Genomic DNA, 23,353 nt, shown 5'->3' with positions numbered 1-23,353 from the left:
ATGGCAAGAGATTTAAAATATACAAGAAATATTGGAATTGCAGCTCATATTGATGCGGGTAAAACTACCTGTACAGAGCGAATTCTTTATTATACGGGGGTTTCGCATAAACTAGGTGAAGTTCATGATGGAGCTGCAACAATGGACTGGATGGAACAAGAGCAAGAAAGAGGTATTACAATTACTTCTGCTGCTACTACTTGTGAATGGCAATTTCCTATGGAAAATGGAGTGCCTACTAAAGATGCAAAAGGATATCACTTTAATATAATTGATACACCGGGTCACGTTGATTTTACGGTTGAAGTAAATCGTTCATTACGTGTTTTAGATGGTTTGGTTTTTCTTTTTAGTGCAGTTGATGGTGTTGAGCCACAATCTGAAACTAACTGGAGACTAGCTGATAATTATAAAGTACCTAGAATTGGTTTCGTAAATAAAATGGACCGTCAAGGTTCTAATTTTTTAGGAGTTTGCCAACAAGTTAAAGAAATGTTAGGTTCTAATGCAGTGCCTATCGTTATGAATATTGGTGATGAAGAAAATTTTAAAGGTGTAGTTGATTTAGTTAAGAATCGTGCAATTATTTGGCATGATCAAACACTAGGTTCTACTTTTGATGTAGTTGACATTCCAGAGGAATTAAAAGAAGAGGCTCGCGAATTACGTGGTAAATTAATTGAAGAAGTTGCTGCTTATGACGAAGCTCTTTTAGAAAAATATATGGAAGATGAAGATTCTATTACTGAAGATGAAGTGCATGCTGCACTTCGTGCTGCAGTAATGGATATGTCAATTATTCCAATGATTTGTGGTTCAGCATTTAAAAATAAGGGTGTACAGTTTTTATTAGACGCTGTTTGTCGTTATTTACCAGCGCCAATAGATAAAGAAGGTGTAGTTGGTGTTAATCCAAATACTGAAGAAGAAGAAATTCGTAAGCCAAGTGTAAAGGAGCCATTTGCTGCTTTAGCATTTAAAATTGCAACAGACCCTTATGTTGGTCGTTTAGCATTTTTTAGAGCTTACTCGGGACGTTTAGATGCTGGTTCATATATATACAATAGTAGATCAGGTAAAAAAGAACGTATTTCAAGAATTTATCAAATGCACTCAAACAAGCAAAATGCGATCGATTATATTGAAGCAGGTGATATTGGTGCAGGAGTAGGATTTAAAGACATTAAAACGGGTGATACAATGTGTGATGAAAAACATCCTATTGTATTAGAGTCTATGGATTTTCCTGACCCAGTAATTGGTATTGCAGTTGAGCCTAAAACAAAAGCAGATGTTGATAAATTAGGTATGGCTTTAGGTAAATTAGCTGAAGAGGATCCTACATTTACTGTTAAAACAGATGAAGCTTCTGGACAAACAATTATTTCTGGAATGGGTGAATTACACTTAGAAATTATTGTTGATCGTTTAAAACGTGAATTTAAAGTAGAAGTAAACGAAGGTCAACCACAAGTTGAATATAAAGAAGCGATTACAGCGAAAGCCGATCATCGTGAGGTTTATAAGAAACAATCAGGTGGGCGTGGTAAATTTGCCGATATTAAATTTATTATGGAACCTGTAGCAGAAGGTGAAATAGGATTAGTATTTGAAAATAATATTAAAGGCGGTAATGTGCCTAAAGAATTTATTCCTTCAATTGAAAAAGGATTTAAAACGGCTATGAAAAATGGTCCTTTAGCTGGATTTGAAATGGATAGCTTAAAGGTTACTTTGTATGATGGTTCTTTCCACGCAGTGGATTCAGATCAATTATCATTTGAATTAGCTGCTAAAATGGGATATAAGGCTGCTGCAAAAGCTGCAAAAGCAGTGATTCTTGAGCCTATTATGAAGATTACCGTTGTAACTCCTGAAGAAAATATGGGAGATATTGTAGGAGATTTAAATAGAAGAAGAGGACAGGTAAATGCTATGGACGATAGATCTGGAGCGAAAGTTGTAAAAGCAACAGTTCCATTATCAGAGATGTTTGGTTATGTTACTACATTAAGAACATTATCATCTGGTAGAGCATCATCTTCTATGGAGTTTTCACATTATGAACAATGTCCTTCTAACGTTTCAGAAGAAGTTATAGCAAAAGCAAAGGGTTAATCTCTAAATTATAAACGATGAGTCAAAAAATTAGAATAAAGTTAAAATCGTACGATTACAATTTAGTAGATAAATCTGCTGAAAAAATTGTAAAAACCGTAAAAAATACTGGAGCAGTTGTAAACGGACCAATTCCATTACCAACTCATAAAAAGATTTTTACAGTATTGCGTTCACCACACGTTAACAAAAAATCACGTGAACAATTCCAATTAAGTTCTTATAAAAGATTATTAGATATCTATAGTTCATCATCAAAAACTATTGATGCCTTAATGAAGTTAGAACTTCCAAGCGGAGTTGAAGTAGAAATTAAAGTGTAATTTCTAAAAACCAAAAAAGTTTTGGTTACATGTCCTTAGCGGTAGTCGAGGGAAAAACGAAAGAAAATAAATTCAGGGTTGAATTATTTTCAACCCTGTTTTTTTGAAATAAAAATAGAATAATAATTAATTTAATTAAATAGAAATGTCTGGGTTAATAGGAAGAAAAATCGGAATGACCAGCTTATTCGATGAAAACGGGAAGAATATTCCGTGTACAGTAATCGAAGCAGGTCCGTGCGTAGTTACCCAAGTCAGAACCGAAGAAGTAGATGGGTATAAAGCCCTTCAACTTGGTTTCGATGACAAGAAGGCAAAAAGCTCTAATAAAGCTTTAGATGGTCACTTCAAAAAAGCGGGGACCACTGCCAAGAAAAAAGTTATCGAATTTCAGGATTTTGATGAGGAGCACAAATTAGGAGATCAAATAACAGTTGAATTATTTACTGAAGGAGAATTTGTTGATGTATCAGCAACTTCAAAAGGTAAAGGATTTCAAGGTGTTGTAAAACGTCATGGTTTTGCGGGTGTAGGTCAAGCTACTCACGGTCAACATAACCGTTTAAGAGCTCCTGGGTCAATTGGAGCTGCATCTTATCCTGCGCGTGTATTCAAAGGAATGCGTATGGCAGGTAGAATGGGAGGAAAAAATGTAACAGTACAAAATTTAAGAGTTTTAAAAGTAGTTGCTGAAAAGAACTTACTTGTGGTTAAGGGGGCGATTCCTGGTCATAAAAACGCTTATGTAATCATTCAGAAATAATGAAAGTATCAGTTTTAGACATACAAGGAAAAGATACAGGTAGAAAAGTAGAACTTTCTGATGCTGTATATGGAATTGAGCCAAATGATCATGCTGTTTACTTAGATGTAAAACAGTTTTTGGCTAATAAAAGACAAGGAACTAGTAAAGCTAAAGAAAGAGCTGAAATTTCTGGAAGTACTAGAAAAATTAAGAAACAAAAAGGTACAGGTACGGCACGTGCAGGTAGTATAAAATCTCCTGTTTTTAGAGGAGGTGGACGTATTTTTGGTCCTAGGCCACAAGATCACTCTTTTAAATTGAATAAAAATTTAAAAAGATTGGCACGTAAATCAGCCTTAAGTATTCAAGCAAAAGAGAACAATATTATAGTTATAGAAGACTTTAATTTTGAAACTCCAAAAACTAAAAACTTTACGGCTATTTTACAAGCATTTGAAATTCAGGACAAAAAATCATTATTTGTCTTTGCTGAATCAAATAATAATGTATATTTGTCATCGCGCAATTTAAAACGTTCAAAAACTGTAATAAACACAGGATTAAGCACTTACGAATTGTTAAATGCCAATAAAATTATTCTTTCAGAAGGATCTTTAGAAGGAATTGAATCTAATTTAAGTAAATAGGTAGCAGATATGAATATTTTAATTAAACCTATTATCACGGAAAAAGCAACAAATGATAGCGAATTATTTAATCGTTATGCGTTTGTAGTTAATAAAAAGGCAAATAAACTTGAAATTAAAAATGCAGTGGAGAAAGCCTACGGTGTTGCAATTGAAAGTGTTAAAACTATGAACTATCCTGTACAGCGCAATACAAAATACACTAAGAGTGGAATTGTACAAGCAATGAAAGGAGCTTATAAAAAAGCAATAGTTCAATTAGCCGAAGGAGAAAGTATTGATTTTTATAGCAATATCTAAGAAAAGATAAAAATGTCAGTTAGAAAATTAAAACCAATAACACCAGGTCAGCGTTTTAGAGTAGTAAATGGGTTCGACACCATAACTACTGATAAGCCGGAGAAAAGTTTACTTGCTCCGAAAAAAAGATCTGGAGGTCGAAATAGTGGAGGAAAAATGACAATGCGCCATCTTGGTGGAGGTCATAAACAGAAATATCGTATTATCGATTTTAAACGAAATAAAGACGGTGTTCCTGCAACAGTAAAATCTATAGAGTACGATCCAAATCGTACTGCATTTATTGCTTTAGTAGCTTACAAAGATGGTGAAAAGCGTTATATAATTGCTCAAAATGGATTAAAAGTTGGACAAACTATTGTGTCTGGAAAAGGAGCTACTCCTGATGTAGGAAACAGTATGTTGTTAAGTCAAATTCCTTTAGGAACTACAATTTCTTGTATTGAGTTACATCCTGGTCAAGGTGCGGTTTTAGCACGTAGTGCAGGTTCTTTTGCTCAATTAATGGCAAGAGAAGGTAAGTATGCAACTGTTAAATTACCATCAGGTGAAACAAGGTTAATACTATTAACTTGTATGGCTACGATAGGAGTTGTATCTAATTCTGATCACCAATTATTAGTTTCAGGTAAGGCAGGTAGAACACGTTGGTTAGGAAGAAGACCAAGAGTTAGACCAGTTGTAATGAATCCTGTAGATCATCCAATGGGTGGTGGTGAAGGTAAGTCTTCTGGAGGACATCCAAGATCTAAAAATGGAATACCTGCTAAAGGTTTTAAAACTAGATCTAAGACTAAGGCGAGTAATAAATATATTATAGAACGTAGAAAAAAATAAATAAGATATGGCACGTTCATTAAAAAAAGGACCTTACGTTTTTCATAAACTTGAGAAGAAAGTACAAGATAAAATAGAAACTGGAAATAAAGCAGTAATTAAAACTTGGTCAAGAGCAAGTATGATTACACCAGATTTTGTTGGACAAACAATTGCAGTTCATAACGGACGTCAGTTTGTACCAGTTTATGTAACTGAAAACATGGTAGGGCATAAATTAGGAGAATTTTCACCAACACGTTCTTATAGAGGGCATGCAGGTGCAAAAAATAAAGGTAAAAAATAGTAGGTAATCATGGGAGTTCGAAAAAAATTAAGAGCACAGCAGATAAAAGAGGAGAAGAAGCAATTAGCTTTTGCTAAGCTTACAGGTTGTCCTACATCACCAAGAAAAATGCGTTTGGTAGCGGATTTAGTTAGAGGAGTTGAGGTTGAAAAAGCACTTCAAATCTTAAAATTTAATTCAAAAGAAGCATCTATTAATCTTGAAAAATTATTGCTAAGTGCAATAGCAAACTGGCAAGCAAAAAATGAAGATTCAAGTATTGAGGATGCAGGTCTATTTGTAAAGGAAATTTTTGTAGACAGCGCAGGAATGTTAAAAAGACTAAGACCAGCACCACAAGGTCGTGCACACAGAATTAGAAAACGTTCTAATCATGTGACTTTAGTTTTAGGAAGTAAAAATGTAAGCAATTAATCATAGGTAGCAATGGGACAAAAAACAAATCCAATAGGAAATCGTTTAGGAATTATCAGAGGATGGGATTCTAACTGGTATGGAGGAAGAAACTACGGTGATAAATTAGCTGAAGATGATAAAATAAGAAGGTATGTACATGCCCGATTATCGAAAGCAAGTGTTTCAACTGTAATTATTGAGCGTACACTTAAACTTGTAACCGTTACTATCACTACTGCTAGACCTGGTATTATTATCGGTAAAGGTGGACAAGAGGTAGACAAGTTAAAAGAAGAGCTTAAAAAAATCACAGGAAAAGAAGTACAAATTAATATTTTCGAAATTAAGCGTCCAGAATTAGATGCACGTTTAGTAGCTGCAAGTATTGCTCGTCAAATTGAGAATCGTATCTCATATAGAAGAGCAATTAAAATGGCTATTGCTGCAACTATGAGAATGAATGCTGAAGGTATTAAAGTACAAATATCAGGTCGTTTAAACGGAGCAGAAATGGCACGTTCTGAACATTATAAAGATGGAAGAATTCCTCTTTCTACATTTAGAGCTGATATAGACTATGCACTTGTTGAAGCTCATACTACATACGGGCGTTTAGGCGTAAAAGTATGGATTATGAAAGGCGAGGTTTATGGGAAAAGAGAATTATCACCACTAGTTGGTCTTTCTAAAAAACAAGGAAAGGGTGGCGACAGAGGAGGAAATTCTAAAAGACCACAAAATCGTAGAAGAAAATAAATTTTTAAATTTTAAAAATTAAAAATGTTACAGCCAAAGAGAGTTAAATATCGTAAAGTACAGAAGGCGAAGGGAAATATGACTGGTAATTCACAAAGAGGACACCAGCTTTCAAATGGAATGTTTGGAATAAAATCTTTAGAGCAAAACCTACTTACATCTCGTCAAATTGAAGCAGCTCGTATTGCAGCTACACGTCATATGAAAAGACAAGGTCAATTATGGATTAAAATATTTCCGGACAAGCCTATTACCAAAAAACCTTTAGAAGTACGTATGGGTAAAGGTAAAGGGGCTCCAGAGTATTTTGTAGCCGTAGTTAAGCCTGGAAGAATTATGTTTGAAGTAGGTGGTGTACCAGCTGATGTTGCAAAAGAAGCTTTACGTTTAGCAGCACAAAAACTTCCGGTAAAAACGAAGTTTGTAGTAGCTAGAGATTTTGATAACGCTTTATAACCGATAAAGAAAATGAAACAATCTGAAATTATAGAATTATCAACAGAAGAGTTACAAGAAAAGCTTGGAAGTTTAAAGAAAAGTTATACAGATCTTAAAATGGCTCATTCAATTTCGCCGTTGGAAATTCCACTGCAATTGAGAGTACTTAGAAGAACTGTAGCACGTGTTGCTACAGAATTAACTAAAAGAGAATTACAATAATTGTATTCAGTAAAGATGGAAAAAAGAAATCTTAGAAAAGAGAGAATAGGCGTAGTTTCAAGTAATAAAATGGAGAAATCTATTGTTGTTGCTGAGGTGAAAAAAATGAAACACCCTATGTACGGAAAATTCGTGTTAAGTACTAAAAAGTATGTTGCACACGATGAGAAAAATGATTGCAATATTGGAGATACTGTTAGAATAATGGAAACACGTCCAATGAGTAAATCTAAACGTTGGAGATTAGTAGAAATCCTAGAAAGAGCTAAATAATTATGTTACAGACAGAATCAAGATTAAGAGTCGCAGATAATACTGGAGCTAAAGAAGTTTTAGTAATTAGAGTTTTAGGAGGAACTAAAAAACGTTACGCTTCTATTGGAGATAAAATTGTTGTTAGTATTAAAGATGCTACACCAAACGGATCTGTTAAAAAAGGTCAGGTTTCTAAAGCAGTGGTTGTTAGAACGAAGAAGGAAATCAGAAGAAAAGACGGATCTTACATTCGTTTTGACGACAATGCATGTGTATTGTTAAATGCTGATACTGAAGACATGAAAGGAACTCGTGTATTTGGTCCTGTAGCAAGAGAACTTCGTGAAAAGCAATTTATGAAAATTGTATCATTAGCACCTGAAGTGCTTTAATAAATTATAAGAGATGAAATTAAAGATAAAATCAGGAGATACTGTTAGAGTAATGGCAGGGGATCATAAAGGAGAAGAAGGAAAAGTTGTTACAATTTTTCCAAATAAAAACAGAGCGATTGTTGAAGGTGTTAATATGATATCTAAACATTCAAAACCTAGCGCACAAAACCCACAAGGAGGTATTGTAAAAAAGGAGGCTTCAATTCATATTTCAAACTTAATGTTACTTGAAGGAGATAATGTTACTAAAGTTGGTTATAGAGTAGAAGGTGAGAAAAAAGTTAGGTTCTCTAAAAAATCTGATAAAGCAATTTAATTATGGCTTATATACCAAGACTTAAAGAAGAGTATACTAGTAGAGTTGTGAAAACTCTTACTGAAGAATTTAGTTACAAAAACATTATGCAAGTGCCTAAATTACAAAAAATTGTAATTAGTAAAGGTGTTGGTGCGGCTGTAGCTGATAAGAAATTAATTGATTATGCCGTTGATGAATTGACTAAAATATCTGGTCAAAAAGCAATATCAACTGTATCTAAAAAAGATGTTGCAGCTTTTAAATTACGTAAAGGTGTGCCAATTGGTGCAAAAGTAACTTTACGTGGTACAAAAATGTACGAATTTTTAGACAGACTGGTAACAGCCTCTTTACCTCGTGTAAGAGATTTTAACGGAATCAAAGCAAATGGTTTTGATGGTAGAGGGAACTACAATTTAGGTATTACTGAACAAATCATTTTTCCAGAAATTGATATTGATAAAGTAAACAAAATTAGTGGTATGGATATTACATTTGTAACATCTGCCAATACTGATAAAGAAGCAAAATCATTATTAAGTGAATTAGGTTTACCATTTAAAAAGAATTAGGAAATGGCTAAAGAATCAATGAAAGCCCGTGAGGTTAAAAGAAAAAAGTTAGTTGCAAAGTATGCAGAAAAACGTAAAGCTTTAAAAGAAGCTGGAGATTATGATGCATTGCAAAAATTACCGAAAAATGCATCACCAGTTCGTATGCACAATCGTTGTAAATTAACTGGAAGACCAAAAGGGTACATGAGACAATTTGGTATTTCACGTGTAACATTCCGTGAAATGGCAAACCAAGGTTTAATACCAGGAGTTAAAAAAGCTAGTTGGTAAAATTTTAAAATAATTGGTTTTAGGTTCGTTGCAGAGTGCAAGGAAAACCGAAATCGTAAATTAATAGATTATGATTACAGATCCAATCGCGGACTATCTAACTAGAGTTAGAAATGCAATTATGGCAAGTCACAGAGTCGTTGAAATTCCGGCTTCAAAAATTACTAAAGAAATGACTAAGATTTTATTTGATCAAGGTTATATTTTAAGTTATAAATTTGATGATGCAAGTTTTCAAGGTACTATAAAAATTGCCTTAAAATATGATAAAGCTACAAAAGCTTCTGTTATAAAAAAGTTACAACGTATTAGTACACCAGGTTTACGTAGATATGTTAGTGCTAATGAAATGCCTCGTGTGTTAAACGGACTTGGTATTGCCATTGTCTCTACATCAAGAGGTGTTATGACGAACAAACAAGCTCGTGAAGAGCATGTTGGTGGAGAAGTTTTATGTTACGTATATTAATAAAGAACTAAACAAAGATGTCAAGAATAGGAAATAATCCAATTGCATTACCAGAAGGTGTTACATTTGATATAAACGAAAATGTGGTTACTATAAAAGGTAAGTTGGGTGCGTTAACGCAAGAAATTAAAGATGATATTACTGTTAAAGTTGAAGAAGGTTCAATTGTAGTTGAGCGTCCTTCAGATAGTAAAAGCCATAAAGCAAAACATGGTTTGTACAGATCTTTATTAAATAATATGATAGAAGGTGTTTCAAAAGGATGGACTAAAGAATTAGAACTTGTTGGTGTTGGTTATAGAGCTAGCAACCAAGGTCAGGTTTTAGATTTGGCTTTAGGTTTTTCACACAATATTGTAATTGATGTGGCTCCTGAAGTAAAAGTTGAAACAATTTCAGAAAAAGGGAAAAACCCGATCGTAAAATTAACTTCTTTTGATAAACAACTTGTAGGAGCTGTTGCCGCAAAGATTCGTTCTATGCGTAAGCCAGAACCATACAAAGGAAAAGGAGTGAAATTTGTAGGAGAAATATTAAGAAGAAAAGCAGGTAAATCTGCATAATAATTAAGATATTATGGCATTATCAAAGCTTGAAAGAAGAATTAGAATTAAGCATAGAATTAGAAAAATTGTTAACGGTACTGCAACAAAACCTAGGTTATCTGTTTTTAGAAGTAACAAAGAAATTTATGCTCAATTAGTAGATGACAACGCAGGGACAACTTTAGTATCTGTATCATCAAGAGATAAAGAAATTGAAGCGTCAGGTTCTAAGTTAGAAGTTGCAAAAGTGGTAGGGAAAGCTATCGCTGAAAAAGCAACTAAAGCTGGCATAGAAGCTGTTGCGTTTGATAGAAATGGATTTTTGTATCACGGTAGAGTGAAGGCTCTAGCAGACGCTGCAAGAGAAGCAGGTTTAAAATTTTAGTAAATTATGTATCATAAATACAAAAACGTAGAAAGAGTAAAACCTAGCGGGTTAGAACTTCAAGATCACCTAGTTGGTGTACAAAGAGTTACTAAAGTAACAAAAGGGGGTAGAGCATTTGGATTCTCAGCTATTGTTGTAGTTGGAGATGGAAATGGTGTAGTTGGACAAGGGTTAGGAAAATCTAAAGATGTTGCATCTGCAATTGCTAAAGCAATAGAAGACGCAAAGAAAAATTTGGTAAGAATTCCAATTATTAAACAAACATTACCTCACGAACAAAAAGGTAAATTTGGCGGAGCTAAAGTATTTTTAAAACCAGCTTCACACGGTACAGGAGTTATTGCAGGTGGTGCGGTAAGAGCGGTACTAGATTCTGTTGGTGTACACGATGTACTTTCAAAATCTCAAGGATCGTCAAATCCACATAATGTTGTAAAAGCTACATTTGATGCTTTATTACAATTGCGTAGTGCTAGTATGATTGCAAAAGAAAGAGGAATTTCTTTAGAAAAAGTATTTAAAGGATAAAACAAGGAGTACGATGGCAAAAATTAGAGTAACACAAGTTAGAAGTAAAATTAGACGTCCTAAAAATCAAAAATTGACTTTAGAGGCGCTAGGTTTACGTAAGATTGACCAAGTAGTTGAACATGAGGCTACTCCAGCAATCCTTGGAATGGTAAATACAGTTAAACACTTAATTTCTGTTGAAGAAGTTAAATAACATTTTATAAAAAGATGACATTAAATAACTTAAAACCCGCTGCAGGATCTGTTAAAAATCAAGGCAAAAGAATTGGTAGAGGACAGGGTTCTGGAAAGGGAGGAACGGCAACAAGAGGTCATAAAGGAGCTAAATCTCGTTCTGGATATTCTAGAAAAGTTGGTTTTGAAGGTGGTCAAATGCCTTTACAAAGACGTGTGCCTAAATTTGGTTTTACTAATATTAACCGTAAGGAATATGCAGGTATTAATTTGCATAAACTTCAAGAGTTAGTTGATAATGGTAAAATTAAAGATACGGTTACATTAGACATTTTAATTGAGAATAGATTAGCAGGAAAGAATGACCTAGTTAAAATATTAGGAAACGGAGAATTAAAAGCTAAATTAAACATAACTGTTCATAAATTTACGGCAACTGCAAAAGCTGCAATTGAAAGTGCTGGAGGTACAGCTGAAACGTTATAATAAGATATAGATGAAAAAATTTATTCAAACCATTAGAGACATTTGGACTATAGAAGAACTTAGAAATAAGATTCTATTAACACTTGGATTTATGGCTATCTATCGTTTTGCTGCTCAAGTTCCACTTCCTGGTATTGATATAACTGTTGCACAGGCTGCATTAGCAAATCAAACAAGTGGTGGCGGAATTTTAGGATTACTTGATATGTTTACTGGAGGCGCATTTGCTCAAGCATCTATTGTTGCTTTAGGTATTATGCCCTATATATCAGCATCTATTGTTGTTCAGCTAATGGGAATTGCGGTTCCTTATTTACAGAAACTACAAAAGGATGGTGAAAGTGGAAGAAAGAAGATCAATCAGATTACTCGTTGGTTAACTATTGCCATTACAATGGTGCAAGGACCTGCTTATATTACTAATATTTATCAATTAATACCATCTTCAGCTTTTTATATAAGTGGAAGTATGTTTTGGATAACTTCAATGGTAATTTTAACTTCAGGAACTGTTTTTGCAATGTGGTTAGGTGAAAAGATAACCGATAAAGGTATTGGTAATGGTATTTCATTATTAATTATGATTGGTATTATAGCCCGTTTCCCTGAATCTTTTATGCAAGAAGCAGTATCTAAACTTACAGCTTCTAATGGAGGAGCAATTATGATATTGATTGAACTAATAATTTGGTTCTTGGTTATTATGGTTTGCGTTTATTTAGTAACTGCAGTTCGTAGGATTGCTGTTCAATATGCTAGAAAAACTGTAGCTGGTAATATTAAAAATGTGACTGGCGCAAGAGACTATTTGCCTTTAAAATTAAATTCATCTGGTGTAATGCCGATTATATTTGCACAAGCAATTATGTTTGCTCCAGCATTATTAGAGCGATCAAATAATGATACAGTAAAAGCAATTGGTATTGAGTTTTCAAATATGTTTGGTTTATGGTATAATGTTTTATTTGCTACGTTAATTATAATTTTTAGTTATTTTTACACTGCAATTACGATACCTACAAATAAAATGGCAGATGATTTAAAACGAAGCGGAGGCTTTATACCTGGAATAAGACCAGGTAAAGACACTGCTGAAATGTTGGATAGGGTTTTATCTTTGATTACTTTTCCAGGTTCGTTATTTTTAGCTCTTGTAGCTATTTTACCTGCAATTGTTGTTAAGTTTGGATTAACTCAATCTTGGGCATTATTTTATGGTGGAACTTCTCTACTAATTATGGTTGGAGTTGCAATTGACACTATTCAGCAAATTAATTCTCATTTATTAAATCGTCATTATGATGGTTTAATGAAGAAAGGAACTAAAAGAAAATCAGTAACATAATGGCAAAACAACCAGCAATACAACAAGACGGAACAATTACAGAAGCATTGTCTAATGCAATGTTTCGTGTAGAGTTGGAAAATGGACACATAGTAACAGCTCATATTTCAGGAAAAATGCGTATGCATTATATTAAGTTATTACCTGGAGATAAAGTGAAGTTAGAAATGAGTCCATATGATTTAACAAAAGCAAGAATTACTTACAGATATTAAAGTATAAACGGATGAAAGTTAGAGCTTCAGTAAAAAAGAGAAGTGCCGAGTGCAAGATTGTGCGTAGAAAAGGCAGATTATATGTAATCAACAAAAAAAATCCTAGATTTAAACAAAGACAAGGATAATTATGGCAAGAATAGCAGGTATTGATATTCCTAAAAATAAAAGAGGTGTTATTGCCTTAACATATATTTTTGGAATTGGAAAAAGCAAAGCTAAAGAAATTTTAGCTGCAGCAAAAGTAGATGAAAGTATAAAGGTTCAAGATTGGACTGATGAACAGATACACGATATTCGTGAAGCTGTTGGTACTTTAACTATTGAAGGTGAATTACGTTCTGAAATTCAATTGAGCATTAAGCGATTAATGGATATTGGGTGTTATAGAGGAATTCGTCACAGATCAGGTTTACCATTAAGAGGTCAAAGAACTAAGAATAATTCTAGAACTAGAAAAGGTAAGCGTAAAACTGTAGCTAATAAGAAAAAAGCAACTAAATAATAATAGGCGTTAGAAAGTAGTAATTAGAAGTTAGATGAATCTGTTCGAAATAGAAATGTTTAGGATTCTAAAAACTAAGAACTAACAACTAAAACGAAAAAATATGGCGAAAGCAAGTTCAAAAAAACGTAAAGTTATTGTTGAAACTGTAGGTGAAGCACACATTACAGCTTCATTTAACAATATTATTATTTCACTTACTAATAAAAGAGGTGATGTAATTTCTTGGTCATCGGCTGGGAAAATGGGGTTTAGAGGTTCTAAAAAGAACACACCTTATGCTGCTCAATTGGCTGCAGAAGATTGCGCACGTGTTGCGCATGAAGCAGGTATGAGAAAAGTAAAAGTGTATGTAAAAGGACCAGGTAATGGAAGAGAGTCTGCAATTAGATCAATTCACAACTTAGGAATTGAAGTTTCAGAAATCATTGACGTTACTCCATTACCACATAATGGTTGTAGACCTCCAAAAAGAAGAAGAGTATAATAAATTAATATTTTAACAGATAGGAATTAGATTATCGAAGGATTAGCCTTAATTCATAATCCCTATCATTAACTATAAAAAATGGCAAGATATACAGGACCAAAAACTAAAATTGCTCGTAAATTTGGCGAAGCAATATTTGGAGAAGATAAATCTTTTGAAAAAAGAAATTATCCTCCAGGACAACACGGAAACAATAGACGTAGAGGTAAAAAATCTGAATACGCTATCCAATTAGCTGAAAAGCAAAAAGCTAAATATACGTATGGTATATTAGAAAAGCAATTCTCTAACTTGTTTAAGAAAGCCTCAGCTTCAACAGGAGTTACAGGTGAAATTTTATTACAACTTTGCGAATCTCGTCTAGATAATGTTGTTTACAGATTAGGTATTTCTCCTAGTCGTAGTGGTGCTCGTCAATTAGTTTCTCACCGTCATATTACTGTAAATGGTGAACTAGTTAGCATTCCTTCATACTCTTTAAAAGCAGGAGACGTAGTAGCTGTAAGAGAAAAATCAAAATCATTAGTTACTATTGAAGATTCTTTAGCTAACAGAAATGATGTTTACGAATGGCTTACTTGGAATTCAGATACAAAACAAGGAAATTTTGTTAGTGTACCTGAAAGAATTCAAATTCCAGAAAACATTAAGGAACAATTAATAGTAGAGTTATACTCTAAATAATTTTAAAGATACCAATTCAATTATGGCAATTTTAAATTTTCAAAAGCCCGATAAAGTAATAATGATAGATTCTACCGATTTTAATGGTAGGTTTGAGTTCAGACCGTTAGAGCCAGGTTTTGGTTTAACTGTTGGAAATGCTTTAAGAAGAGTGCTTTTATCTTCGTTAGAAGGTTTTGCAATAACATCACTTCGTATTGAAGGTATTGAACACGAATTTTCTACAATTAAAGGTGTTGTAGAGGATGTAACCGAAATTATTTTAAACTTAAAACAAGTACGTTTTAAGAAACAAATAGAAGATTCTGACAGAGAAACTGTTAATATTTCTATCACTAATCAAGAGCAATTAACTGCTGGAGATTTACAAAAGTATATTTCAGGTTTTCAAGTGTTAAATCACGATTTAGTAATTTGTAATATGGAAAAATCTGTTTCTTTAGATTTTGAAATTACAATAGAAAAAGGAAGAGGTTTTGTGCCGGCCGAAGAAAATAAAAAATCTGGAGTTGCATTAGGAACTATTTTTACAGACTCTATTTTTACACCTATTATTAATGTAAAATATGCTGTTGAAAACTTTCGTGTAGAGCAAAAAACTGATTATGAAAAGTTAGTTTTTGATATTACAACTGATGGATCTATAGCTCCTAAAGACGCTTTAACAGAAGCTGCTAAAATATTAATTCACCACTTTATGTTGTTCTCTGATGAGCGCATTACTCTAGAAGCTGATGAAATAGCACAAACTGAAACATATGATGAAGAATCTTTACATATGCGTCAGTTATTAAAAACAAAATTAGTGGATATGGATTTATCTGTAAGAGCGCTAAATTGTTTAAAAGCTGCTGAAGTTGATACACTAGGTGACTTGGTATCATTTAATAAAAACGATTTAATGAAGTTCCGTAATTTCGGTAAAAAATCTTTGACAGAATTGGACGAGTTAGTTCATAATAAAGGTTTAAGTTTTGGAATGGATTTGAGTAAATATAAATTAGACAAAGATTAATTTAAAACTTAGGTTTTAATTAAGATAAGATATAGAGATGAGACACGGAAAGAAATTTAACCACTTAGGAAGACAAACAGCACATAGAAAGGCTATGTTTGCTAATATGGCTTGTTCTTTAATAGAACACAAGCGTATTAATACTACAGTAGCTAAAGCAAAAGCTTTAAGACAATTTGTAGAGCCTTTAATTACAAAATCTAAAGAAGATACTACACATAACCGTAGAGTTGTATTCAGTTATTTAAGAAATAAATTTGCTGTAACAGAATTGTTTAAAGAAGTTTCAGTAAAAGTAGCTGATAGACCAGGTGGGTATGTGCGTATTATAAAATTAGGAAATCGTCAAGGAGATAATGCTCCTATGGCAATGGTAGAACTGGTAGATTATAATACTACGTATAACCCTAATGCTAAGACTAAAAAGAAATCTACTCGTAGAGGTAGGTCAAAAAAAGTTGAAGATCCGATTGCAGATGCTGTTGAAACAACAGAAGAAGTTAAAAAAGATAATTAATGAAAACATTGATTAATAAAATAAAAAAGGATAAGCTATTTATAGTTTATCCTTTTTTTTAAATAAAAATTTTAATTTTGGGTTGGATTATGTTATGATCCTTATTTTTTAAAGAATATTAATTACTATGAAATTATAAGTTGTAATTTTTAAACATATCTATAATAATTTAAAAATCATTAGTAATTTTAAAACTAACTAGAAATTATTTAATAAATGAAATACAAACAACAAAAAAAAGCTATTTTATTATTAGCTGACGGAACCATTTTTGAAGGAAAATCTATAGGAACAGACGGAACTGCTTTTGGAGAAATTTGTTATAATACAGGAATGACTGGGTACCAAGAAGTATTTACAGATCCTTCTTATTTTGGGCAGTTAATGTTAACAACAAATGCTCATATTGGAAATTATGGAGTGAATGATGATGAAGTAGAATCGGATTCTATTAAAATTTCTGGGCTAGTTTGCAAAAATTTTAGCTTTAACTATTCTAGAGTTAATGCCAAAGGCTCTTTAGAAAATTATTTTGAAAATGAGAATCTAATGGCAATCTCTGATATTGATACCCGCGCAGTTGTAAGTTATATAAGAGATAAAGGAGCTATGAATGCGGTTATCTCAACCAATTTAGATATTGAATCTCTAAAAGAACAATTAACAACTGTTCCAGATATGAACGGTTTAGAACTTGCTTCAAAAGTCTCTACGAAAAATACTTATTTTTATGGAGATGAAGATGCTCCCTATAAAATTTCAGCTTTAGATATTGGTATTAAAAAAAATATTTTACGCAGTCTTGCGAAAAGAGGATGTTATATAAAGGTATTCCCTTATAATACAACTTTTAAAGAAATGGAGGCCTTTAATCCAGATGGTTATTTCTTATCAAATGGTCCTGGAGATCCAAGTCCATTAAAGGATGCTCAAGAAGTTGCAAAAGAAATTATAAAGCAAAATTTGCCTTTATTTGGTATCTGTTTAGGGCACCAAGTAATAGCCTTGGCAAATGGCATTGAAATATACAAAATGCACAATGGGCATAGAGGGATAAATCATCCGGTAAAAAATATAATTACTGGAAAAGGAGAGATAACTTCACAAAATCATGGATTTGTTGTAAGTAAAGAGGCTGTTGAAAAGCACCCAGATTTTGAAATTACACATGTTCATTTAAATGACGATACTTTGGCTGGAATGAGAATGAAAAATAAAAACTGTTTTTCTGTTCAATACCACCCAGAAGCAAGTCCTGGACCTCATGATGCATCATATCTTTTTGATCAATTTATAGAGAACATAAAAGGAAGTAAGTCGTAATTTATAAAAGCCACTAATTAAACAAGTTAGTGGTTTTTTTTTAATACTAAAACGAAAACGTTATCGTATAAAAGGTGTCAAAATAATATAAAGATTGGCCAATATTTTGTAAATTTGAAGTAGAAAATAATTTAATAAAAAAATAGAAAAATGAGTATAATTTTAAGTGTTCATGCACGTCAAATATTTGATTCAAGAGGAAATCCAACTGTAGAAGTTGATGTAGTAACAGAAAATGGAGTTTTAGGTAGGGCAGCAGTTCCATCAGGAGCTTCAACAGGAGAACATGAAGCAGTGGAATTAAGAGATGGTGGAAAGGATTATATGGGAAAAGGTGTTCTTAAGGCTGTAAAAAATGTAAATGAAATTATTGCTGAGGAACTTTTAGGAACTTCTGTATTTGAGCAAAACTATATCGATCAAATGATGATTGAATTAGATGGGACAAAAAATAAAGCTAAATTAGGCGCAAACGCTATTTTAGGTGTTTCATTAGCAGTTGCAAAAGCAGCAGCTAACGAATTAGAAATGCCATTATACCGCTATGTTGGTGGAGTTAGTGCAAACACATTACCAGTTCCTATGATGAATATTATAAACGGTGGTTCTCACTCAGATGCTCCAATTGCATTTCAAGAGTTTATGATTATGCCAATTGCTGCTAAAAACTTTACAGAAGCAATAAAAATGGGGTCTGAAATTTTCCATAACTTAAAAGCTTTAATTCATGGTCGTGGTTTAAGTACTGCTGTTGGTGACGAAGGAGGTTTTGCTCCAACTTTTGATGGTACAGAAGATGCTATTGAAACTGTATTAAAAGCAATTGAAAATGCAGGTTACAAGCCTGGAACTGAAGTTAAACTAGCATTAGATTGTGCAGCTGCAGAATTTTTTGTTGATGGGAAATACGACTATACTAAATTTGAAGGAGATAAAGGTGTAATTAGAACTTCAAAAGAGCAAGCTGAATATTTAGCTGAATTAGCTTCTAAATATCCAATTATCTCTATTGAGGATGGTATGGATGAAAATGACTGGGATGGAACAAAATACCTTACTGAATTAATTGGAGATAAAGTCCAATTAGTTGGTGATGATTTATTTGTAACAAACGTAGAGCGTTTAGCAAAAGGAATTGAAAACGGTATTGCTAATTCAATTTTAATTAAAGTAAACCAGATTGGAACTTTAACTGAAACTATTGCAGCTGTTAATATGGCACACAATGCAGGTTATACTTCTGTAATGTCTCACCGTTCTGGTGAAACAGAAGATAATACAATTGCAGATTTAGCAGTAGCTTTAAATTGTGGTCAAATTAAAACTGGTTCGGCATCTCGTTCAGATAGAATGGCAAAATACAATCAATTATTAAGAATTGAAGAAGAATTAGGAAGTGTTGCTTATTATCCACAAGCAAATGCTTTTAAAGTACTTTAATTAAAAATAACATTTTTTATAAAAAGCTGGGTTTTTACCCAGCTTTTTTGTTTATGTAACAATATATACATTATTAACAAAACATTATTTAAAATTCTTTTACAATAGTTGAAAAATCATTAAATTCGCTAAAGGCAAAAAAGTCGAGTATTAATTAAAACTATAATAAAAGAAAATGTCAGATATCGCAGTTTTAGAAATAGATGGTAAAAGATATGAATTTCCAGTTTTAAAAGGAACTGAAGATGAAATAACAATTGATATAAGTAAATTGAGAGGACTTACAAGTGGAATTACTACACTTGATCCAGGTTTTAAAAATACAAGTTCTTGTAAGAGTGCTGTAACATTTTTAGATGGGGAAAAAGGAATTTTGCGTTACCGTGGTTATTCTATTGAAGAATTAGCAGATAAATCTGATTTCTTAGAAGTAATTTACTTATTAATATTTGGAGATCTTCCTACAAAAAAGGAGAAACAACAATTTCATAGAGATATTCAAACAAAATCTTTAGTAGACGAGGATGTTAAGAAAATTTTAGATGGTTTTCCAAAATCAGCCCATCCAATGGGGGTATTGTCTGCGTTAACTAGTGCGCTTACAGCCTTTAATCCTAAAAGTGTTGATGTGCGTTCTGAAAAAGATATGTACAATGCTATTTGTAAAATATTAGGTAAATTTCCAGTTTTGGTTGCTTGGGCCTACAGAAAAGAAGAAGGTTTACCATTGGCATATGGCGATAATTCTTTAGGGTATGTTGAAAACTTCATTAAAATGATGTTTGAGTTACCAAATGAAAAATTTGTAATGAATCCAGTTGTTTTAGACGCAATTGATAAATTACTTATTTTACACGCAGATCATGAACAAAACTGTTCAACTTCAACTGTTAGAGTTGTAGGTTCATCACATGCAGGTTTATTTGCTTCAATTTCGTCTGGTATTTCTGCTCTTTGGGGACCTTTACATGGTGGTGCAAACCAGGCCGTAATAGAAATGCTCGAAGATATAAAAGCAGATGGTGGAGATTATAAAAAATATATTGCTAAGGCAAAAGATAAAAATGATCCGTTCCGTTTAATGGGATTTGGGCATAGAGTGTATAAAAACTTTGATCCAAGAGCAAATATTATAAAAGTGGCTGCTGAAGAAGTTTTAAACGATTTAGGAATTGATGATCCAGTATTAGATATTGCTAGAGGTTTAGCACAAGTTGCTTTAAGTGATGAATATTTTAAATCTCGCAACTTATATCCAAATGTAGATTTTTATTCAGGTATTATTTATAGAGCACTAGGAATTCCCGTACCTATGTTTACTGCAATGTTTGCATTGGGTCGTTTACCGGGTTGGATAGCACAATGGAAAGAAATGAGATTAAATAAAGAGCCTATTAGTAGACCAAGACAACTTTATATTGGAGCTACTGAAAGAGCTTATGTAGGGATAGATAAAAGATAAAATATATTTTATTTAAAATAGTAAGAAAACCTCATATTAATTATGAGGTTTTCTTATTTTTACAGCAAAATATTTTGAATATGATAAAATTAAATGTTCAGGATGAGACTTCTCGCCTTAAAGCCGTTATATTAGGAACAGCTAAGTCTTGTGGTCCAATTCCAAAAATTGAAGATGCCTATGATCCAAAATCTGCAGAACATATAAAAGCAGGAACATACCCTTTAGAAAAGGATATGGTTGCAGAAATGGAAGCTTTAAATGCAATTTTTGAAAAATATAATGTAAAAGTATACCGACCTAAAGTAATTGAAGATTACAATCAAATTTTTTCAAGAGATATTGCCTTTGTTATAGATAATAAGTTAATTAAATCTAATATTTTACCAGATAGAGAGAAAGAAATTGAAGCAATTCAATATATTTTAGATACAATTGATCCAGCGAATGTTGTTGAGACTTCAGATGATGTACATTTTGAAGGTGGAGATGTTATGCTTTGGAAAAATTATATTTTTATTGGAACTTATAAAGGTGAAGATTATGCCGATATAATTACTGCCAGAACAAATATGAAGGGCGTTAATTTTATTAAAGAATTATTTCCTAATAAAATTGTAAAAGAGTTCGATTTGGTGAAATCTAACACAAATGCAAAAAAAAATGCATTGCATTTAGATTGTTGTTTTCAACCGGTTGGAAAAGACAAAGCAATTATTCATAAAGAAGGATTTAGAAATGAAGAAGATTATAATTTTCTAGTTAATTTATTTGGAAAAGAGAATCTATTTCATATTTCGGCGGATGAAATGTACCAAATGTTTTCAAATGTATTTTCAATTTCAAATGAAGTAGTTGTTTCTGAAAAGAATTTCACAAGATTAAATACGTGGTTGCGTGAACAAGGCTTTATAGTTGAAGAAGTGCCATATGCGGAAATAGCAAAACAAGAAGGGTTATTAAGATGTTCAACAATGCCACTAATAAGAGAATAAAAAAATGAGACAAATTACAAATTCAGTTTTAATGATTCGTCCAGTTTCATTTAGAATGAATGAACAAACGGCTGTTAATAATTACTATCAAAAAGTTCTTGAAAATGTAACACCAGAAACGGTCCAGTTTAAAGCACTTCAAGAATTTGATGCGTTTGTAGCCAAACTTCAAGCTGTTGGAATTAACGTTATTGTTGTAAATGATAGAAAGGAAACAGACACTCCAGATTCAATTTTTCCAAATAATTGGATTTCATTTCATCAAAATGGAGATATTGCAATATACCCAATGTTTGCTGAAAATAGACGTTTAGAAAGAAGGGAAGATATTTTTGATATTCTTGAAGAAAAAGGTTTTGTAATAAATGATATTGTAGATTATACTTCTGCAGAAGCGGAAGAAATTTATTTAGAAGGTACAGGAAGTTTATTATTAGATCGGGTAAATAAAAAAGCATATTGCGCATTGTCACCAAGAGCCGAAGAAGATTTATTTGTTGAGTTCTGTGAAGATTTTGAATATACACCCGTTCCTTTTGTTGCCAATCAAACTGTAGACGGGAAGCGGTTTCCAATTTATCATACAAATGTTATGATGGCGTTAGCAGAAAAATTTGCAATTATTTGTTTAGAAAGTATAGACGATAAAAAAGAACGAAAAAATGTACTTAAGCATTTAAAAGAAGATGGTAAAGAAGTAATTGCAATTACAGAAGCACAGGTTAATAATTTTGCTGGAAATATGTTGCAAGTTCTTGGGAGTAACAATACCAAATTTTTAATAATGTCAAACGCTGCTTATAATAGTCTTACTAAAGTTCAGATGGATAAAATAAAGAAATACTGTAAAATTATACATAGCTCTTTAGATACAATTGAAGCTTGTGGAGGTGGAAGTGCCCGTTGCATGATGGCCGAAGTTTTTCTTCCTTTAAATTAATTATTCATATATAATTTGTACTTTTAGTTATGCTTTCAATGAAAACAAAATACGGCTTAAAAGCTTTAAGTTACCTCTCAAGACAAGAGCAAAATGTACCTGTTTTAATTTCTGATATATCTGAATCGGAGAGTATATCTAAAAAATTTTTAGAAAGTATTTTATTGACACTTAAAAAAAATGGAATTTTAGCTTCTAAAAAGGGCAAAGGGGGAGGATATTATTTATTAAAAAAACCAAAGGAAATTAAAATTTCAACAATTATTAGAATATTAGAAGGACCAATTGCAATGCTTCCTTGCGTTAGCTTAAATTATTACGAAAAATGCGAGGATTGTAAAAGCGAAGACCAATGCAGTCTTAATAGACTTATGGTAGAAGTTAGAGATAGCACATTGAAAATACTTGAAAATAAAACATTAGAAGATTTTCATTGTGGATCTTAATTTCATTTCTTTTATTGAAATTTTTAAAAGTAGGCTGTGAAGTCTAGTAAACCTGAACTCGTTTTAGAATTGTAGATTATAAATACCGTAAGACAGCCTAATTTGCACACTAATAAAAAAAGATTGAATTTTTCTAAAAGGGTTTAAATAAACAAATTACAATCTTCACAATCTTTAATTTCTCCGTAGTAGGTTTCTCTGTATTTGTGTAGGGTTTTTAATGGCAATCCTAAAAAATATTTTTTAATGTAAGTAACCTTTGTAATTAGCCTACCCATATTAGGTGAAAATCTATTTTCTGTTTTTCTTGTTCTTTTTATATATAATAATTTCATGATTTTTGTTTAAAATAATTTTTGAATACCAAATAGATGATATTCATGGATTAAAATAATTTTTGAAAGGACTCGATTATTTAGTCGAGTAGAATTAGGAATTTTTACTATAATAAATTAGTAGAAAATTTAGTATGCAGGAGGTATGAATTTTTCCGATTGATTTCGGAAAACTAAAAAATTAAAA

37 protein-coding genes are annotated in these 23,353 nt (G+C 32.2%); 36 read left to right on the top strand and 1 reads right to left on the bottom strand.

Translation table 11 applies throughout. The features are described from left to right. From fusA to IEW75_RS06935, 36 genes are all read left to right on the top strand, one after another. Positions 1–2,118, top strand: a complete 2,118-nt coding sequence (gene fusA, locus IEW75_RS07110) for an elongation factor G (protein ID WP_134248796.1) — start codon at positions 1–3, stop codon at positions 2,116–2,118. A 17-nt stretch (positions 2,119–2,135) separates the two neighbouring features. Beyond that, on the top strand, positions 2,136–2,441 hold the full coding sequence (gene rpsJ / locus IEW75_RS07105) for a 30S ribosomal protein S10 (RefSeq protein WP_070237956.1): 306 nt from the start codon (positions 2,136–2,138) through the stop codon (positions 2,439–2,441). A 145-nt stretch (positions 2,442–2,586) separates the two neighbouring features. Continuing rightward, the gene (rplC, locus tag IEW75_RS07100; RefSeq protein ID WP_134248797.1) at positions 2,587–3,204 is read left to right on the top strand and encodes a 50S ribosomal protein L3; all 618 of its coding nucleotides are present in this window, start codon (positions 2,587–2,589) and stop codon (positions 3,202–3,204) included. Beyond that, positions 3,204–3,833, top strand: coding sequence for a 50S ribosomal protein L4 (gene rplD, locus IEW75_RS07095; protein WP_134248798.1), 630 nt, complete (start codon positions 3,204–3,206; stop codon positions 3,831–3,833). The genes rplC and rplD overlap by 1 nt, the downstream gene beginning before the upstream one ends. 9 nt (positions 3,834–3,842) lie before the next feature. Continuing rightward, entirely contained in the window at positions 3,843–4,133 is a 291-nt protein-coding gene (gene rplW / locus IEW75_RS07090; protein WP_134248799.1) for a 50S ribosomal protein L23, read from the top strand. A 12-nt stretch (positions 4,134–4,145) separates the two neighbouring features. After that, the gene (rplB, locus tag IEW75_RS07085) at positions 4,146–4,970 is read left to right on the top strand and encodes a 50S ribosomal protein L2 (RefSeq protein ID WP_134248800.1); all 825 of its coding nucleotides are present in this window, start codon (positions 4,146–4,148) and stop codon (positions 4,968–4,970) included. A 7-nt stretch (positions 4,971–4,977) separates the two neighbouring features. Then, the gene (gene rpsS, locus IEW75_RS07080; RefSeq protein WP_134248801.1) at positions 4,978–5,256 is read left to right on the top strand and encodes a 30S ribosomal protein S19; all 279 of its coding nucleotides are present in this window, start codon (positions 4,978–4,980) and stop codon (positions 5,254–5,256) included. A gap of 9 nt (positions 5,257–5,265) precedes the next feature. Then, positions 5,266–5,670: a 50S ribosomal protein L22 gene (gene rplV, locus IEW75_RS07075; RefSeq protein WP_134248802.1), complete on the top strand. Its 405-nt coding sequence runs from the start codon at positions 5,266–5,268 to the stop codon at positions 5,668–5,670. Positions 5,671–5,682: 12 nt separating this feature from the next. Further along, positions 5,683–6,408: a 30S ribosomal protein S3 gene (gene rpsC / locus IEW75_RS07070; protein WP_134248803.1), complete on the top strand. Its 726-nt coding sequence runs from the start codon at positions 5,683–5,685 to the stop codon at positions 6,406–6,408. Between the two features lie 24 nt (positions 6,409–6,432). Next, on the top strand, positions 6,433–6,864 hold the full coding sequence (gene rplP / locus IEW75_RS07065; protein WP_134248804.1) for a 50S ribosomal protein L16: 432 nt from the start codon (positions 6,433–6,435) through the stop codon (positions 6,862–6,864). Between the two features lie 12 nt (positions 6,865–6,876). After that, positions 6,877–7,068, top strand: coding sequence for a 50S ribosomal protein L29 (gene rpmC / locus IEW75_RS07060; RefSeq protein ID WP_134248805.1), 192 nt, complete (start codon positions 6,877–6,879; stop codon positions 7,066–7,068). A 15-nt stretch (positions 7,069–7,083) separates the two neighbouring features. After that, complete coding sequence (gene rpsQ, locus IEW75_RS07055) at positions 7,084–7,341, top strand: 30S ribosomal protein S17 (RefSeq protein WP_134248806.1); 258 nt, start codon at positions 7,084–7,086, stop codon at positions 7,339–7,341. A gap of 2 nt (positions 7,342–7,343) precedes the next feature. After that, entirely contained in the window at positions 7,344–7,715 is a 372-nt protein-coding gene (gene rplN / locus IEW75_RS07050) for a 50S ribosomal protein L14 (RefSeq protein ID WP_134248807.1), read from the top strand. Positions 7,716–7,728: 13 nt separating this feature from the next. Then, the gene (gene rplX / locus IEW75_RS07045; protein ID WP_134248808.1) at positions 7,729–8,034 is read left to right on the top strand and encodes a 50S ribosomal protein L24; all 306 of its coding nucleotides are present in this window, start codon (positions 7,729–7,731) and stop codon (positions 8,032–8,034) included. 2 nt (positions 8,035–8,036) lie between these two features. After that, positions 8,037–8,588: a 50S ribosomal protein L5 gene (gene rplE / locus IEW75_RS07040; RefSeq protein ID WP_134248809.1), complete on the top strand. Its 552-nt coding sequence runs from the start codon at positions 8,037–8,039 to the stop codon at positions 8,586–8,588. Between the two features lie 3 nt (positions 8,589–8,591). Further along, complete coding sequence (gene rpsN / locus IEW75_RS07035) at positions 8,592–8,861, top strand: 30S ribosomal protein S14 (protein ID WP_134248810.1); 270 nt, start codon at positions 8,592–8,594, stop codon at positions 8,859–8,861. 70 nt (positions 8,862–8,931) lie between these two features. Beyond that, a complete protein-coding gene (gene rpsH / locus IEW75_RS07030) occupies positions 8,932–9,330 on the top strand; it encodes a 30S ribosomal protein S8 (RefSeq protein ID WP_134248811.1) in 399 nt (132 codons plus the stop codon). A 17-nt stretch (positions 9,331–9,347) separates the two neighbouring features. After that, positions 9,348–9,893, top strand: a complete 546-nt coding sequence (gene rplF / locus IEW75_RS07025) for a 50S ribosomal protein L6 (protein WP_134248812.1) — start codon at positions 9,348–9,350, stop codon at positions 9,891–9,893. A 13-nt stretch (positions 9,894–9,906) separates the two neighbouring features. After that, positions 9,907–10,260 carry a 50S ribosomal protein L18 gene (gene rplR / locus IEW75_RS07020; protein ID WP_134248813.1) on the top strand — a complete coding sequence of 118 codons (354 nt, stop codon included), beginning with the start codon at positions 9,907–9,909 and terminating at the stop codon, positions 10,258–10,260. 6 nt (positions 10,261–10,266) lie between these two features. Next, positions 10,267–10,791 (top strand): 30S ribosomal protein S5, encoded by a 525-nt coding sequence (rpsE, locus tag IEW75_RS07015; protein WP_134248814.1) that lies wholly within the window; start codon positions 10,267–10,269, stop codon positions 10,789–10,791. A 13-nt stretch (positions 10,792–10,804) separates the two neighbouring features. Then, positions 10,805–10,987 (top strand): 50S ribosomal protein L30, encoded by a 183-nt coding sequence (gene rpmD / locus IEW75_RS07010; RefSeq protein WP_134248815.1) that lies wholly within the window; start codon positions 10,805–10,807, stop codon positions 10,985–10,987. A gap of 14 nt (positions 10,988–11,001) precedes the next feature. After that, positions 11,002–11,454, top strand: a complete 453-nt coding sequence (gene rplO, locus IEW75_RS07005; protein WP_134248816.1) for a 50S ribosomal protein L15 — start codon at positions 11,002–11,004, stop codon at positions 11,452–11,454. Positions 11,455–11,464: 10 nt separating this feature from the next. Then, the gene (gene secY / locus IEW75_RS07000; protein WP_134248817.1) at positions 11,465–12,799 is read left to right on the top strand and encodes a preprotein translocase subunit SecY; all 1,335 of its coding nucleotides are present in this window, start codon (positions 11,465–11,467) and stop codon (positions 12,797–12,799) included. Then, a complete protein-coding gene (infA, locus tag IEW75_RS06995; RefSeq protein WP_068206835.1) occupies positions 12,799–13,014 on the top strand; it encodes a translation initiation factor IF-1 in 216 nt (71 codons plus the stop codon). Before secY ends, infA begins: the two co-directional genes overlap by 1 nt. An 11-nt stretch (positions 13,015–13,025) precedes the next feature. Next, on the top strand, positions 13,026–13,142 hold the full coding sequence (gene ykgO / locus IEW75_RS06990; RefSeq protein WP_073370549.1) for a type B 50S ribosomal protein L36: 117 nt from the start codon (positions 13,026–13,028) through the stop codon (positions 13,140–13,142). 2 nt (positions 13,143–13,144) lie between these two features. Further along, entirely contained in the window at positions 13,145–13,519 is a 375-nt protein-coding gene (gene rpsM / locus IEW75_RS06985) for a 30S ribosomal protein S13 (RefSeq protein ID WP_134248818.1), read from the top strand. Positions 13,520–13,622: 103 nt separating this feature from the next. After that, entirely contained in the window at positions 13,623–14,006 is a 384-nt protein-coding gene (gene rpsK / locus IEW75_RS06980; protein ID WP_134248819.1) for a 30S ribosomal protein S11, read from the top strand. An 81-nt stretch (positions 14,007–14,087) separates the two neighbouring features. Continuing rightward, positions 14,088–14,693, top strand: a complete 606-nt coding sequence (gene rpsD, locus IEW75_RS06975; protein WP_134248820.1) for a 30S ribosomal protein S4 — start codon at positions 14,088–14,090, stop codon at positions 14,691–14,693. A gap of 22 nt (positions 14,694–14,715) precedes the next feature. Then, positions 14,716–15,708: a DNA-directed RNA polymerase subunit alpha gene (locus tag IEW75_RS06970; protein ID WP_134248821.1), complete on the top strand. Its 993-nt coding sequence runs from the start codon at positions 14,716–14,718 to the stop codon at positions 15,706–15,708. A gap of 37 nt (positions 15,709–15,745) precedes the next feature. Then, positions 15,746–16,225 carry a 50S ribosomal protein L17 gene (rplQ, locus tag IEW75_RS06965; RefSeq protein WP_134248822.1) on the top strand — a complete coding sequence of 160 codons (480 nt, stop codon included), beginning with the start codon at positions 15,746–15,748 and terminating at the stop codon, positions 16,223–16,225. A gap of 216 nt (positions 16,226–16,441) precedes the next feature. Further along, positions 16,442–17,548 (top strand): glutamine-hydrolyzing carbamoyl-phosphate synthase small subunit, encoded by a 1,107-nt coding sequence (gene carA, locus IEW75_RS06960; protein WP_134248823.1) that lies wholly within the window; start codon positions 16,442–16,444, stop codon positions 17,546–17,548. A 150-nt stretch (positions 17,549–17,698) separates the two neighbouring features. Next, a complete protein-coding gene (gene eno, locus IEW75_RS06955) occupies positions 17,699–18,988 on the top strand; it encodes a phosphopyruvate hydratase (protein WP_134248824.1) in 1,290 nt (429 codons plus the stop codon). A gap of 175 nt (positions 18,989–19,163) precedes the next feature. Continuing rightward, positions 19,164–20,450: a citrate synthase gene (locus tag IEW75_RS06950; RefSeq protein ID WP_134248825.1), complete on the top strand. Its 1,287-nt coding sequence runs from the start codon at positions 19,164–19,166 to the stop codon at positions 20,448–20,450. An 80-nt stretch (positions 20,451–20,530) separates the two neighbouring features. Continuing rightward, on the top strand, positions 20,531–21,445 hold the full coding sequence (locus IEW75_RS06945; protein WP_134248826.1) for a dimethylarginine dimethylaminohydrolase family protein: 915 nt from the start codon (positions 20,531–20,533) through the stop codon (positions 21,443–21,445). A gap of 4 nt (positions 21,446–21,449) precedes the next feature. After that, on the top strand, positions 21,450–22,385 hold the full coding sequence (ctlX, locus tag IEW75_RS06940) for a citrulline utilization hydrolase CtlX (RefSeq protein ID WP_134248827.1): 936 nt from the start codon (positions 21,450–21,452) through the stop codon (positions 22,383–22,385). Positions 22,386–22,414: 29 nt separating this feature from the next. Continuing rightward, positions 22,415–22,831: an RrF2 family transcriptional regulator gene (locus tag IEW75_RS06935; RefSeq protein WP_134248828.1), complete on the top strand. Its 417-nt coding sequence runs from the start codon at positions 22,415–22,417 to the stop codon at positions 22,829–22,831. A 143-nt stretch (positions 22,832–22,974) separates the two neighbouring features. Here the strand turns inward: IEW75_RS06935 and IEW75_RS06930 are convergent, their stop codons facing one another. Continuing rightward, entirely contained in the window at positions 22,975–23,166 is a 192-nt protein-coding gene (locus IEW75_RS06930; RefSeq protein ID WP_134248829.1) for a hypothetical protein, read from the bottom strand. Positions 23,167–23,353 lie beyond the last annotated feature (187 nt).

The sequence above is a fragment of the Lutibacter litoralis genome, from assembly GCF_014646675.1.
Taxonomy (GTDB): domain Bacteria; phylum Bacteroidota; class Bacteroidia; order Flavobacteriales; family Flavobacteriaceae; genus Lutibacter; species Lutibacter litoralis.
The sequence above is the reverse complement of the archived record's forward strand: the minus strand, read 5'-3'. Positions and strand labels throughout refer to the sequence as shown.